General features: G+C 54.4%; 7 protein-coding genes. 4 read left to right on the forward strand and 3 right to left on the reverse strand.

Annotated features, from left to right (window positions below; genetic code table 11):
• Positions 1-67 precede the first annotated feature (67 nt).
• Together Q1W15_RS17560 and Q1W15_RS17565 are read right to left on the reverse strand one after the other, a co-directional pair.
• A complete protein-coding gene (locus Q1W15_RS17560; protein WP_300730659.1) occupies positions 68-5,095 on the reverse strand; it encodes an NEL-type E3 ubiquitin ligase domain-containing protein in 5,028 nt (1,675 codons plus the stop codon).
• 204 nt (positions 5,096-5,299) lie between these two features.
• The gene (locus Q1W15_RS17565) at positions 5,300-6,919 is read right to left on the reverse strand and encodes an FMN-binding glutamate synthase family protein (RefSeq protein WP_300730660.1); all 1,620 of its coding nucleotides are present in this window, start codon (positions 6,917-6,919) and stop codon (positions 5,300-5,302) included.
• 362 nt (positions 6,920-7,281) lie between these two features.
• On the opposite strand from Q1W15_RS17565, the gene Q1W15_RS17570 reads away from it, so the two are divergent.
• The 3 genes from Q1W15_RS17570 to Q1W15_RS17580 are packed head-to-tail and all read left to right on the forward strand — an operon-like array spanning position 7,282 to position 8,904.
• Positions 7,282-7,722, forward strand: a complete 441-nt coding sequence (locus Q1W15_RS17570) for an NUDIX domain-containing protein (protein WP_300730661.1) — start codon at positions 7,282-7,284, stop codon at positions 7,720-7,722.
• A gap of 24 nt (positions 7,723-7,746) precedes the next feature.
• Positions 7,747-8,385 (forward strand): LysE family translocator, encoded by a 639-nt coding sequence (locus tag Q1W15_RS17575; RefSeq protein WP_300730662.1) that lies wholly within the window; start codon positions 7,747-7,749, stop codon positions 8,383-8,385.
• A 15-nt stretch (positions 8,386-8,400) separates the two neighbouring features.
• Complete coding sequence (locus Q1W15_RS17580; RefSeq protein WP_300730663.1) at positions 8,401-8,904, forward strand: GNAT family N-acetyltransferase; 504 nt, start codon at positions 8,401-8,403, stop codon at positions 8,902-8,904.
• Positions 8,905-9,006: 102 nt separating this feature from the next.
• Here the strand turns inward: Q1W15_RS17580 and metR are convergent, their stop codons facing one another.
• A complete protein-coding gene (metR, locus tag Q1W15_RS17585; RefSeq protein ID WP_300730664.1) occupies positions 9,007-9,924 on the reverse strand; it encodes a transcriptional regulator MetR in 918 nt (305 codons plus the stop codon).
• A gap of 398 nt (positions 9,925-10,322) precedes the next feature.
• On the opposite strand from metR, the gene Q1W15_RS17590 reads away from it, so the two are divergent.
• Positions 10,323-15,299, forward strand: a complete 4,977-nt coding sequence (locus Q1W15_RS17590; RefSeq protein WP_300730665.1) for a Tc toxin subunit A — start codon at positions 10,323-10,325, stop codon at positions 15,297-15,299.
• Positions 15,300-15,304: the final 5 nt, after the last annotated feature.

Consider the following 15,304-nt stretch of genomic DNA (forward strand, 5'->3'; position numbering starts at 1 on the left):
GGGTGAGGCTATTGGCGGGTAAATGCAAAGTGCGGATATTACCGAATGTCACCACGAGCCCGTTCCATTACTCCAGAATCGGTGATAACGGTTTTTTATCCAAAATCCTTTGCGTGAGTTTGACCAGTACGTTGTCGAGCTCGTCTCGGGTTTTTAACTGTAACGCGTAGTAGTCCTCGTCGGGCATCGGCGCTCCGGTAAAGATTTTTTGCTCTGCGATTCCCAGCGTGTCCGCTAACACTTTCAATTGATTGGCCAAGGTTGTCCGGGTTTCACTATCGCCTTCAGCCTGTGTTTCAGCCCACTGTTCCTGCTTGTCCTGCAGCAGGTCAATGTCCTTGATACGTTGCTCGAACGGCGCGCGCTCAACGGCAATCTGTGCGCGGTAGCGCTCATTCAGGAAGTCTGTCCAAGGCTGCTCTTCCAGCATTTTTTTGGGGAGATAGCCGGGCACTTTTTCCTGGTTGATGACCAGGTTAAAAGCCTCTTCTATTTGCTCCTGGGTGATTTTTGCCAGGTTTCTGAACTTCATGTAGGCAGGTTGCCAAGGCAGTTCCAGTCGCTTAGCCAAATCCACTTGATAAATGAGTTCAACTTCAAGCGGGTCAGGTTTGAGTTCTGCCAGTTGTGTCAGTGTGAGAAGGCCTTCCTCTCGGGCGATGTCGTACATGGCCTGCTGGAGATCGATCTGGGTCTGGGCGATGTCATCCAGTTGCAGTAGGCGGGTACGGCCTTTGATCACCTTGATCAGTTCGGTCTCTTTGGCGGTGCCTGTTAACAGTCCTATTTCATGCAGCAGCACTTTGTAGCCAAAGCGGCTGAATACCGTTGAGACTCGGTCAATGCAGGACTCGTGTTCCGCTGCGCCGCCAAACAAGGCATGCCTGAGCGTGGTGTCTTCGGCCGCCGCCCTGAGCACGCGCCACACGCGCTGTGTTAACTGCTGGCGTGCCTGAGTGAAGTCGGGTGATACCATCAGGTCCTGAATCACCCTGAAAAAATCATGATTGTCTGGTTCAGCTTGTAGCGCGGCCCACAGTTCGACTCTTTCTGCACGTTGCTCAGCGCTCAGGGTGTGATCCAGCCAAAGATTGGCTGGATGAGGCTCTACCGCCGGGGCATGCACCCGTGCTTCAAAGCGAAGCCCCAGTTGTTCACGGTAGGCCATAAGGGCGTCGAACACGGCGGGCTCCAGCGGGTTGCCGTGCAAGTACGTCCTTTGCATGCGCTCCAGGGGAATTTGGTAAAAACGCTGTGGCAGGGTTGTCAGGCGGTTTTCTCGCAGATCGAGACGGGTGAGGTGCGGCAGGCCCTCGACGCCAGCAGGCCATTGGGTGATTTGGGTGTTCCGCAAGTTTAGCGTGCGCAATTCATTCAATTGGCTGAAGTCGGGCACATGCTCCAACGGATTTCCATTGAGTTCGAGGGTACGTAGCTGCCTCATCCCGCTAATCCGCTCGGCGGTCTGAGCTGACAGGTTAATCAAGTTGTCACTCAAGTGAAGTTGGGTCAGTCCGCTCATCTCGAAAATGGCTGCAGGCAGTTCTCTTATATGGGTTGAGGTCAAACTCAGCGTGGTCAACTTGGGGAAACGCCTCAGAAATGTATTGATGCTGGGCTGCAGGTACATGTTTTTGAAGTGCAACTGGGTCACGTGGCTGAAATCAGCGGTCAGGACAGGAAGTGTTCCGAACTGGATGCCATCAATGTCCAGTATGAAGCCCGTGTCTGTGCCTGCACCGGTTCTGGGCCGGGCACTTCTTCGTTGCCAGCACTTGATCAGTTTGTTCACAACCCGTTGTCTATCGTGCGGGTTTACAAGGCGCACATGCTGCCTGTCGATTTGAACAAGCTCGCGGGGGATGGCTTTCCATTCCTCCAGCGCTTTGACCAATGCCCGGAACTCCACCCGCAAGGCTTCAAGACGCTGCAGCCCTGCACGGCTATACAGGTCCTCAATGCCCAGAAACTCCTCGACCGTTTCCGGTGAGTGGGTCGGGTACAGCTCTTCAAGCAAGTGCCTGATGCGTCGCGGAGTGGATCTCAAACATTGAAAGGGTGAGCGCAGGCAGCGTTGCGCAGGTACCTCGGGAAATGTGTCTACTGGGCGGCCTCTTGCCAGTTGCAGCGGTGATTGATCTTTAGCGGGGGGCATCTGTAGCACCTCCCTGAGCGCTTTACGGGGCATGGGGGGACGCTTGGCGAGCGCTGCTTTCAGGGCTGGGCCTTGATCCGGGTCAGGAAAGCCCAGCTCTCGACGCTGCGTATCGGTAAGGGCGTGCAAGACACTGGCATAAATATCCTCTGGCCCATGCAAGGTCACCTGTTGTGCATTCTTCGTTTCATAACGCACGCCATCCTTGACCAATACCGTACGTAGGGAGGCATTGGCGTCACCGACATGGTCGCGCAATGGCCCTTCATACCCCTCTTCACGCACCTCGATCCTGACGTCACGCGGCCATCCCGGCATGTCGGCAAGGCTGTGCAGAATCAGCGCTTGGGTGTCCGAATTATTCAGGTAGTCAAGATAAAGGCCTTCAAAGGCTCGGGTCAGGCGCAGTTCCTGGCTATAAATGGACGCTTCTTCGGCCACGCGCACCGGCACTCGAATGCCCCGATTCAATTGATCATATTCGTCATATGTAAGCGACCCCAGCAGTTCGTCCACCACAGGCCCCGGGAGTTGGGGGAACCGTTTGAGCAATTGCCGGGCGGCAGGTGAGTCGGGCATCGGTGGGGTCAGGTAGCGCGACATAAACAATTTGTCCATCCGCTCTTTTGCACGTTGGGTCAGGCGCTTGAGCAAGGCGGCGGCTTTCTCTGCCAAGGTGCTGCCCCTTTCCCCTTCAGGTATGGTGCCCAGCAGTGTGTTCACTTCCTCGGGCTCCAGGGACTCCAGCACGATGGTTAACAGGTCTCCACGGCGTAACTGGCTGTGGAGGATCTGGATGATGGGTATTTTTCTATCTTTGACATTGCCATATTCCCTGATGGTTTTTCCTTCGAAATCGACGAAACGCAAGGCCGTGCTGGGTGGCCACAGGTCTTCCTCCATCAGTAACTGCAGTTGAGTTTGAGGCTCCGCGTTTTTGTTACCTGCCGCGATCCCTTGGATAAAACGCTGCAGGTCCTGATCGATGGTAAGGCGGGCCATAGCGTCATTGAGCAACGCCGGAGGCGGGGTTTTGTCCATGTGTATCTGGCGAAGCTCGGCTTTGTCGATATCACAGGCATGCAACACACTTTCAATGTTCTTATAGTCAATTGCGGTCATGTCGGGGTGTAAGCGCCTGAGCATGGTTTCTCTGTCCCAGTCGCCGAGTTCTTCTATGCTGTGCTTCCAGGCACCCAGGCCGTTATGTGCCAGTTCGGGACCGTAAGCATTGACATCGTCGGGGTGAAGCAGGCGATAGGTCTGCTTTCCGACTTTTTTGACGCTGTAGGTCCTGAAGTTCAGTTGCACGTAGTACTGGCCCTTATAGTAATAAAGGCCTTGAGCATTAGGCTTTAACGTCGGCGGCAGAGTGACCTCATGCTCGAACGGTATGAGGTCGGGTTTCCATAATCGGGTCTGCCCATCATCCAGAGTAAAAACAGCCATTTCTTCGACCAGTGGCACAGGTTTTACAGGCAACGGCCGAGCCAGTTCCGAGGCAAACTTGCCAATGGCCGCCGCGGTGGCCAAATTGATCAGTACGCCTTTGGTATAGCCCCAAGCCAGGTCCTTCTCATCTTGCTCCCAGGCTTCAATGCCGTGGTACACATCGCCCATGATCTGGGCGGCAAACACCACGGCCATGACTTCCCCCAGCCCTGGCACAAAGAAGGCGGCGACATTGAGTACGTTCAGGCTGGCGTCCAGGTAATGCTCAAGTCGATCCAGCAGTGCAATGCGATTGATGTCATCCGTGGGAACGGCCAGGAACCGGGCGTCAATCATCAATTGTTGGGTTTTTTGCGTGTATAAATATCGGAAGAGACTGCCATGGATAAGTTGCTGGCTCATCCCCAGCGGGTCTCTGCTACCGCGTTCAAAGCGATGGTTAAGGCGTTTGGTTAATTCAAGCTTCTGGGATTGAGGGGCAAGCTGAATAAAGAAATTGCGATAGCCCGGGTCCTGTAGTTTAACCATCAGGTCGGCATGTGCAGACCTTAAGTTTTCATATTCTTTAACACAACTGATCGGGTCACCGGGGATATAAACAATGCAGCGCTGTTTTTCTTCCAGCGGATCACCGTGGGAAATAATCATGGATGAGAACGTTATCTCATCGAGTTTCATAAAGTTGCAAACCAAGGGCAAGCCGTCGAATAAAGCGTGCACGTCACCCGCGCAGAACCGCATTAATGTCGCGTGGGTATCGGATGTGATGTGATGATTCATGAGTGCCATATCGGCCTGTAACAACAGCGTACTACGCTCGTGCTGGATAAACGCCAGCTCCAGTTTTTGCTTGTCGCGGACGTCGGGAGGGTTCAGCACGGCCGCTAAATGCTGCTGATAACGCTGTCCAATATTGAGTTGTCTGCACGTGCGTGCGAAGTCTGTAGGGGAAAGCTCAATCAACTTGGGCGCTGGATCGCTGGCGCGTGTGGACTTGTAATCCCACAGGTGTGAGCCCCATGGGATGCCACCGTCTTCGGCTTGCTCCGGCAGGAAGTTATGCAGCGCTGCCTGAAGAAGCGTTTGGGTGGTTCGACTTTCAATCTCACGGGTGAATGCGTTCAATGTGGTGAGGGTCATGACATTTCGGGTGACGTCACACTCAATCCCGTGATTCTCTCGCAGTGTTCGGGTTAATAGGGGAATGGCGAAATCATCAATACTGCTGATGACATCCAGGTATTGACGCACCTTGATCAGGCTGGCTCGCACCAAGGCTTGATGTTCGCGAAGACCGGTTTTTTGTTCTGTCGTGAGTGTGTTGTACCCCGGTGGCAGCTTATAGGCGTGTTGACTCAGGGCTGGTATCAAAGAGGGGTGGAAGTTATTAATGGCATCTTGTGCTTGGGCTTTGATCAGGTCATGGTGAATGCCCAGTTGTTTTAAATCGGGCACTTTTACTGATGTTGCCTGTGGAGTGTTCGTCATTATTCAATAGCCTGGTTATTAATAATAAATCCAGTCTAGAAATAGATGACGGGCCTGAATAGGTTAAATAATTGATGGTCGAGGTGGGCGGTTTAGCAAGTATTAGCGTATGAGTAATAACTATGCAGTGCCTTAGGGGCTCGGACGTGTGCGTAATGTTTCCCGACTATCAGCCTGCCTGATAGTCGGGAAGCGTAATCCCGATCACGCGGCGGCGATTACATGGGCTTCAAAGCTGTCTGCACGGGCCATTTGCCACATGCGCGAGTAGAACTCGCCGTTGACTTCGCCGGTCAGCAGTTCACCGGGCTTGAGGAACACGTGCAGTTGCGAGAACAGTTTAATTTCGGTGGCTGACACGCGGCGCACCAGGTGCTTGGCCTGGAGTTGCGCGGGATGGTCCAGGCCAGCTGCCGCCAGCATTTCGGCCAGGGCCTTGAGTGTGTTGTGATGGAACTGCAGCACGCGCTGGGCTTTATCCGGTACCACCAGTGCGCGCTGTCGCAGTGGGTCTTGGGTGGCCACGCCGGTCGGGCATTTATTGGTGTGGCACGACTGGGACTGAATGCAGCCAATGGCAAACATAAAGCCGCGCGCGGAGTTGGCCCAGTCCGCACCGATGGCCAGTACGCTGGCAATATCGAACGCACTGATGATTTTGCCACTGGCACCGAGCTTGATTTTGTCTCGCAGGTTCAGGCCGACCAAGGTGTTGTGTACGAACAGCAAACCTTCGCGCAGGGGCACCCCGATATGGTCGGTGAACTCTACCGGTGCCGCGCCGGTACCGCCTTCCTTGCCATCAATGACGATAAAGTCCGGCAGGATGCCCGTTTCCAGCATGGCCTTGGCAATGCCCATGAACTCCCAGGGATGGCCCAGACAGAACTTGAAGCCCACTGGCTTGCCCCCCGACAGCTCACGTAACTGGGCGATGAACTGCATCAACTCGATCGGTGTTGAAAACGCGCTGTGGCGCGAAGGCGAAACACAGTCTTCTCCCATCGGTACGCCACGGGTTTCGGCAATTTCCGGGGTGACTTTGTCTTTGGGCAAGATGCCGCCGTGGCCCGGTTTGGCTCCTTGGCTCATCTTGATTTCAATCATCCGCACTTGCGGGTTTTGGGCTTGTTCGGCGAAGCGCACCGGGTCGAAGCGGCCATCTGCGGTGCGGCACCCAAAGTAGCCGCTGCCCAGCTCCCACGTCAGGTCGCCGCCGTGCTCACGGTGGTAAGGGCTGATGCTGCCTTCGCCCGTGTCGTGGGCGAAGTTGCCGAGCTTGGCCCCTTCGTTCAAGGCACGAATGGCGTTAGCGCTGAGCGAGCCAAAACTCATGGCCGAGATGTTGAAAATCGACGCCGAATACGGCTGAGTGCATTGCGGGCCGCCAACAATGATTCGAAAGCTGCCGGGGTCGCTCAGCGGAGCCGGGCGCATGGAGTGGCCAATAAACTCGAAGCCCGGCTGATACACATCAATCAACGTACCGAAGGGCTTGTCGGCACTTTCGTTCTTGGCGCGCGAATACACCAATGAGCGTTGTGCGCGTGAAAACGGCAACGCGTCACTGTCCGATTCCAACAGGTACTGACGAATCTCCGGGCGAATGGCCTCTACCAGATAACGAATATTGCCCAGGATGGGGTAATTACGTCGGACCGAATGAGGGCTTTGCAGCAAGTCGAAAATGCCGAGCAGGCTTAAGGCCAGTGTCACGGCGGTAAAGGGCCATAACCATTCGTGGTGCATAAACGGCAGGCTGGCGAGGGTGAAGATCACGCAAACGGCAAAAAACGCATAACGGCTTAACAGTGACAGGCTCATACGGTTTCCTGTTTCAGGCTGGGCTGTTGTGTGCAGCGATTAACAGCAGCGGGGCGGTTGACCCTGGCGAAAAAATGGCTTGGAGCCTGGAGGCTCTCTTTGGGGCGCAGGTGTGCAAGACAGTGTTGGTCATGTGGCGCGTTAATTCCATTAGCGCATAGATACATATCCTACGAAACCCGAAGCATTGTGCGACCTTCTGTTGAGGACGATACCCCGTCCTGCGGCGAGGGGCTGAGTCAGTGTTCCGAGAGAATGAAGCTGTCCATACAGACAGTTCGCTTATGCGTGTCATCTGTGTCTTTGCGTAAGGCAAAAGACATGTGATTCTTTGTGCTCTTTTTCCTTGTTGGTTGATCCCCGTGACGGTTGTCGAGCCCCCCCCTGTAACGCCTAACACCCTTCGTATTGCCGCCGCGCTAGTGATCGGAGCTGACGGCCGAACCCTGCTGGTGCGCAAACGCGGCACATTGGCGTTTATGCAACCCGGTGGCAAAATCGAGCCCCATGAACAACCCATCGACGCTCTGGTCCGTGAGCTGGAAGAAGAACTGGCGTTGACCCTCGACCCTTCGAGTGCCAGCTATTTGGGCCACTTCTGTGCCCCGGCGGCCAATGAGCCGGGCTTTGACGTGCAGGCCGAACTGTTTCTGGTACCTATCAAACAGGCCGTAGCCCCTGCCGCTGAAATTGAAGAAGTGCAGTGGATTGATCCGAGCGGTGATGGCGGCCTGGTGCTGGCACCGTTAACGCGCGACCTGATTCTGCCGTTCTACCGGCGCAGCGTGCACACCCCTGTCTGAACCCTTCGTAACAAGGCGTCCTCCATGGTCCCTACTCATGATTTACTGATTTTTGCTGCCGCGTGTTTGCTGATGGTTCTGACACCGGGGCCGAACATGATTTACCTGATATCGCGCTCGATCTGCCAGGGGCGAAAAGCCGGGGTGACGTCCTTGCTGGGCGTCGTCGCCGGTTTTTTCGTGCACCTGTTTGCGGCGGCGGCCGGTCTGACGGCGGTGTTTTTGGCGGTGCCCATGGCCTATGAGGCGTTGAAGTGGGCCGGTGCTCTCTATCTGCTCTGGATGGCCTGGCAAGCGGTGAAGCCGGGAGCCCGTTCGCCCTTCGAGGCCCAGGACCTGGCCCCTGACTCATCGCACAAACTGGTGTTGATGGGCTTTATGACCAGCGTACTGAACCCTAAGGTCGCGGTCTTTTACCTGTCAGTGTTCCCGCAATTTATCAGCCCCGAACACGGCTCGATGTTCACCCAGAGCCTTGCGCTGGGCCTGACCCAAATCAGCGTCAGTTTTACCGTTAACCTATTGATCGCGTTGTTTGCCTCCGGCATTGCTTTCTGGTTTGTTCGCAACCCGTTGTGGCTGGCGGTGCAACGCTATGTGATGGGCTTTGTACTGGCCGCCCTGGCGATCAGATTGATGCTGGAACAACGTAAAACCGTATGATTTGGACCCGTCGTCATGGCTATAGAACTGCTTGATCCTTCCCGCGCCAAGGCCTTTCGCCAGTTGATGCTGGAAGCGTACTCGCTGCACCCGGAAGCCTTTGTGTCCAACCTCTCAAACCGTGAGAAATTGCCGCTCAGCTGGTGGGAAGGGCAACTGGATGATGAGTTGAGTACCGTGTTCGGTGCTTTTGTTGACGCGCAACTGGTGGGCATTGTCGGTCTGGCGTTTGAGCCTTGGGAAGACGCGCAGCACAAGGCCACGCTTTTTGGGCTGTACGTGCCGCAAGCGTTTCGCGGGCAAGGGTTGGGGGAGCGTTTGGTGCAGGCTGTCGTGTCGCTGGCCGAACAAGAGCCTGTGATCAAGGTGATCGATCTGACCGTAAGCGCCAGTAGCACGGCAGCGCTGGCGTTGTACGGGCGTTGCGGTTTTGAACAGTCTGGGCTTGAAGACAGCGCGATACGCGTGGGAGAGGATTATTACGACCGCGTGCACATGCGCCGGTTTCTCTCGCGGTAATAGTCAAGAGCAAAGGCCCGCGAGCAAGCTCGCTCCTACGGGGCGAACTTCACTTCTGAAGATGCAGGCACGAGCTTCCAAGATCAAAGCAGTGTTGTGGGATTAACGCACCGCGCTCACCCCATCCAGGGTCGAAAACGAGGTGTCTTTTGCCGTCAGCAAGAAATCGCGCATATACGGCGCGTCGAGCATGTCGGCCCGCACCGCCGCATACAGGGTCGCAAATAACCCTTTTTCCCCCAGCCGCTTGGCTTTGACATACCCCCGGGCGCTGTATTCGTGCAGCGCCCAATGAGGCATTCCGCACACGCCACGGCCGCTGGCAACCAGTTGCATCATCATGACGGTGAGTTCAGAGGTGCGAACTTGCGCGGGTTCGACGTCGGCCGGCTCCAGGAAACGGCTAAAAATGTCGAGCCGGTCGCGTTCCACCGGGTAGGTGATCAAGATCTCGCTGCTCAAGTCTTCGGGCACGATAAACGCCTTGTTGGCCAGCGGGTGCTGATTGGCCACGGCCAGCATGGCTTCGTAAGTAAACAGCGGCACATAGGTCAGCCCCGCTATCTCTTGAGGGTCGGAAGTGACGACCAAATCCAGATCGCCCCGTGCCAGGGCCGGCAACGGGGCAAATGCAAACCCTGACGCCAGGTCCAGTTCGACTTCGGGCCAGACATCGCGGAACTGGTCGATGGTGGGCATTAGCCACTGAAAGCAACTGTGGCACTCAATAGCCATGTGCAAGCGCCCCGCGGTACCGCCCACCAAGCGTGCAATATCGCGTTCGGCAGTGCGCAGCAGCGGCAGCATGGCGTCTGCCAGTTGCAACAGGCGCAACCCGCCGCTGGTAAAACGCACAGGTTTGGTTTTACGCACAAACAGCGGCATGCCCATGCGTTCTTCCAGCTCTTTGAATTGGTGCGACAACGCGGATTGAGTCAGGTGCAACCGCTCAGCGGCTTCTACCAGGCTGTCGGACTCGCGCAAGGCATGCAGGGTTTTGAGGTGGCGAATTTCCAGCACAGGGGCTCCATGAGAAAAATTGATGCTAAATCAGAAAGCATTGAGTTTGGCTCATGTTTCTGCGGGTGTCGATCATTGAGTCATCTCTGATACGAAGCCATGCGCCGATAGCCCCGACTTCTCACGCATCGCGACCTGGCCTCGAACGTAAAAAGCGTGACGCGTCCTGAGCTGCCGACATTAACCAGGCTTCTCAGCAGGGAGTTGATTCATGGGATGTCGATTACGCGCCTTTTTTCGCACACCATTTTTCTGCTGAAAAAACTACAGAAACTGTAATTTCTGACAGTAGCCAAGGCCATCTCCGTAGGCGCGTAATCACGTCAAACAGAGCTTATCCCCGACGGGACGTCGTGGGGTTTCCTCTAGAAGATTCCTTCTCACACGCGGGGCTGGTCATGAAAAAACAGAAACGTACACTGTTAGCAGGCCTGGATGTGCCGGCCAAACGCCTAAAGCTGTTGAGTGAGGCTTTTCCTTCTGTTCTGGACCTGTCGGGTGCCACCGTTTCGCAATTGCTGGCGCTCGACCCGCACATGCATATCAGCGAAGCCCGTGAGTTACTGGAGCGCGCCAAAACCGTCGCGGTGGTGACGGCCCGTCAGTTTCGTGAACGACGCCTGAGCTCGGGCGTTCGCACTGCCTTTATGCCTGAGACAGGCGTCAAGGGCTTGGTGCAAGGCCCTACCTATACCGAGATGTTTACCCCGAACTGGGCAGAGATGTGCCCGCCCAATGCGATTGAGGCTACCACGTCACCGATTGCTTACCTGACCGACCTGTACCGCGAAGTCGACAAAATCGAAGCCACGGCCAAAGGTCAATCCTTTCCTTTGGCGACACGCCGGCCAGATCTGGCAGGGCTGATGCTCGACCACACGGCCCTCAATCAGATCGTGCCGACGCTGACGTTGTCCAACGAAATCCTCGAGACCTCAATCAGCCAATTCCTTAACGAACACCACAATGGCATGGCGGTGGACGATGCCCTGCTGCAAACGCGCTACCCGATGGGCCTGCCTTACGAGCGTTACCAGCAACAAATCACCTACGTGCTGGGCCGTAAGAAACAGTCCCCGGGCGACGCGATTCGCTGTACCGACATCGACTATCCCTACTTCAAGGAGCCGGGTGTTCACTCCCTGCGTTCCGACGACGCCTTGCAGCAGGACACGGGCTTTGGGCCAGAGCAACAAAGCCTGCTATTGGAGGCACCGTATTTTCCGTTTGGTGGGCAAGAACAGTCTGATAAGCAGGGCGCTGTACCGAACGCGTCATTGCTGATTAACCCTCGCTCACGATTGATTGAAGAGGGTGAGACTCGTGCTGCTGACTTTTTTCAACGCCACTACGGTGTAAGCGACAGCGGCGAATTGTTTGATACCCAGACGTTTTGCCTGCGCACCGGGATTACCACTGACGAGCTCGATTCACTGCTGTCTGTAGGCCCCTACGCGCCTACGGCATCCCCCAATGGCGGCGTCGCCGTAACGCCGATCGATGGTGCTACGTTTGGTTCGGTGTATATCAACGGCGGCACAAGCCCGGCCATTGCCATTGAAACGCTGACCGACACCGCGACAGGGGTCGATGGCAGCGTTGTGACCGTCACGCTTGGCCATACCCTGGTCAACTGCACCCCGGACCGTTTTGACCGCATGAACCGCATGCTGCGCCTGGCCAAGTGGTTGAAGCTGCCTTTTGACCAGGTTGATCGGTTGTTGTGCGCCTCTAGGGCAGCCGAGCAGCGCATTGACAGCGCTGACTGGGACCTGACTGCCGACACGTTGCGCACGCTTGGGCTGTTCCAAAACTTGCGCGACAGTCACAAGGTTAGCGCCGAGGAATTCGCGACGTTGATTGGTGCGATTGGGCTCTATGGCTTGGGCAAGGAGCCTGCGCAATTTGATCGGGTATTCAATGGTCAGGCATTGTTTACGGTGCCGTTTGTCCTTGATGATTTACCGTTTTCAGTTAACCCGGATAACGAATCCGATCGTCGAAAAGTCGATCAGATGTGCGTTGCGTTAGGTATGAGCAACGAAACCTATCATTTCTGTGCTGCCCTTATTCAGCAAGCTCAAGGGCATGAGCAGTTGAGCTGGAGCAGCCCGGTGGTCTCGGCGTTTTATCGATTGGCGCGTCTGCCTCGTTACCTTGGGTTAAGCGCAATTGAGGCCGCTGCACTGCTTAAGTTGCTGGACAGTGGGGGTACTCAATTGATCGCCACCCTGGCGGGGATCCCCCGTGTGGCGACTTACCAGTCATCAGGCAGAAGCGACACATTGAGCACGCTGCATGCTTTGGTTGATTTTCACCTGTGGATGGTGGAAAACCAATGGACTGCCAGCATGCTGTACCAACTATTGCTGCCTGGCGCTACCAGCTTGATTGCCACACAAACTGAGTACAGTTTGATGCTGCTAATGAGCCAGCAACTGAGCTCGGCGTTGATCACCGACAGCAGTTTTTCCGAGATTGGAGCCAGTAGCCCTATGGCGTCTGACGCCAAGCACGTGTTGGGCTCTGTCCCTCATTCACTGGAGCCGATCAATTGGTTCTTCGAACTGAGCGAGTTCATCCATGGCACCTCAGATACACAAAGCTCAAAAGGCCTGGTGAAGTATCTACAAGGTGAAACAGACGCCTTGTTCGAAGAAGTTCTGAGCGCCAGGATTCAGCAGGTGTTTGACGCCCGTGCAGAGTCCAGTACGAACCTGTTACCCAAGTTGGTGAACATGATCATGCGGGCTAGAGGTATGCAAGATGCCTTGCTGATGGAAGGGTTGGGCAATTATTTGACAGTCTCTGTCGACTTGGCCAAAGAGCTGTTGGCCTGGGTGGGGGCCAACCGCGAAGAAGTCCTCAGCGAAGTGCAGAGAGTGGCCTCAGGAAGTGCGCGTGGCCAAGAGGCAACGTTGCCCATTGACGATAAAGTGCTGCAAATACTGGCAGCATTGAGCAAGCGCGCAGCCGTTACCCGGCATTTGAGCCTGAGTCCTGCTCTGGTAGCGGTGTTTGTCCATCAGCCGCAATGGTTTGCGTTGCCCGACAACACACTCTCACTGCCTGGCGTGTACATCCTGAGCCAATACACGCAGATGTTAAATCTCAGTGAACACACCGAAGAACAACTGCTTGATTATTTTCGGCTGATCAACAGCAGTTGGCCCAACGAAGACATTCCCATCGATACCCCGGAATATGAAGCGCAACAAGGCCAACGGCAGATTATTCGTGGCAGTGCTGCGAACAAACTGGCGACGCTCCTGCGCTGGGGTATCCGTGAAGTCCTGAAAGCGGCGGCTCATATCAATCCTGAGTACGGAGTAGTCTTAAATCTGCAGGCGTTTGATCAGTTGGTACGCATGCGTTTGTTTGAGCAAGAGGTCGGGTTGGATACCCAGGCCTTATTGGCACTCGGTAGCCTTACGCCAACCAGTGATCTAGAGACCTACCGATACGCTGCAGAGTTAGCATTGACTAGCCTCAATGAAACGCTTTTGGGCAGACCTGCCAATGAGGTTGGACAGAGTAACTCCAGCGTTATTACGGTCAGCAAGGACTACTTGGTCGCTAATGATCCGTCCAGTCCAGTGTCAGTGATCACTTTGACGTTGTGCGACCTTATGGGCCAGCCGTTGCCATTTGTTGACGTCATCTGGAGTACCGATGAGGGCTCATTGCAGAGCCTGGAAAACAAAACAGATAAAGACGGTCAGGCGATCAATTACCTTAAGGCTGGCACCGTCATGGGTGTTGCCCATGTCATGGTGAAATATGGGCTGGATGAAATGGTACGTGCCCCCATCATCACCATTGATTGCGATGACGCCTCACTGAGTTTTACCAATGCCGGTAATGCGCCGTTCTCAGGGCATGCCAATAACCTTGATGCGTTGGAGTTTTGGGTCACGTTGGTTGACCGGTTCGGTAACGTGGGTAGGGACCGCAGTGTTGATTGGGGAACTAACCTGGGCGAGTTTCAACGTTATATGACACGTACCGATCAACAGGGTGCCACGCGTGCAAGCCTGCGCAGTCTTAACCACGGCATTGCTCGGGTAGTGGCGCAACTCAGCAATGGAGCAAGTCATGCATTTGGAGCCGTTTCCTTTATCAATACACCGTATTTTGAATATATACAGAGCAGTGGCACGCTGACGGTAGGGGATACTGTATTTTTTAATTGCCGGGTTATTGATATGGATGGCCATCCGGTCGTCGGGGCTACTGTTAAGTTTGAAGTCAACTTTCCACAGTGGGAGAAGTCCGCTGTTACCCGTGGCGACGGTGGTTGTTCTGTTAATTATATTTCCAAGCAAGAAGGGAAAGGGCTCGTCAAAGTTTCATTTGTCTATGAAGGCAAGACTGTGGTTGATGTACTTCCAATTACGGTTTTCCCAGCATTTACTGTTGTAGATCCTTGGCAGTCATCCTTGAAATATGCTGAAGGCGACCCTGCCCCTATCGAGTTTTCCATTTACTTGCAGTCGGGTGGGAGTTTTATATCAGGGGTATATGTGGTTTGGAGAAAGTTAGGTTCGGGTGTCGGAATTCATACAAAAACGGATGGCACTGGTTATACTCGGTTTAAAACAAAGGAATTTAAACGGGGCAGTAATATATGGGTTGCGGAAACGGCAAGCAGACGAGAGCTTGCGCGATTCGAAGTTGAGGGTGTTGAAAAATTCACTTTAAAAGCTGTGCTCATATCACCTGATGCCGAACACGCACGGCCTAATTTTTTGTCGTCGAATAAGGCTTACATCCTGAATGTTAAGGCGTTTAATGCCAAGGGTGAAGTTGTTGAGGGTGTGAGGTTCAAGCTTTTAAATCTTGGTGCCAGTTTGGAATTGTTGGGTGTATCGATTCCCGACATCGATGTTGAGATTGAATCCTCACTGCAAGGTCATGATTATTCTGTACGCGGAACTCTCGGCAGGAATGGCGTGCTTACGTTGGGTGTTAAAGCGATAGACCAAACGGAAATTTTTCGGTTGGATGACTATACGCTCGGTCAGTTGTTTTATATCAGCGCTGTTAAAGTTACGCAGTTTAAAATGGAGTTAACCTATACCCTGTTTTCGGGCGCTCTGATGCACGTTCCGGATTATGCCCCAGTTCTGAAGATTTATGTCGACAGAAGTCCTGTGGGTCATAGTATGTATAATTTTGAATCAACGCCTGATCAGGGAGATGGGCAATTGGGGGGGCTGGCATATTCGATCCCTTCTCTGGTTAGAGATGGATCGAATTATTTATATGTTGAGGGCAGTATTATCAAACTTCCTGAGGTTGTTGCAGAAGGAGGGCACGTTGTACTGGAACCCCATACATTTACGGTTGCATTGGAACCGGATGCTCACGACTAATTAAT

The sequence above is a fragment of the Pseudomonas sp. genome (genome assembly GCF_030150285.1).
Classification (GTDB): Bacteria; Pseudomonadota; Gammaproteobacteria; order Pseudomonadales; family Pseudomonadaceae; genus Aquipseudomonas.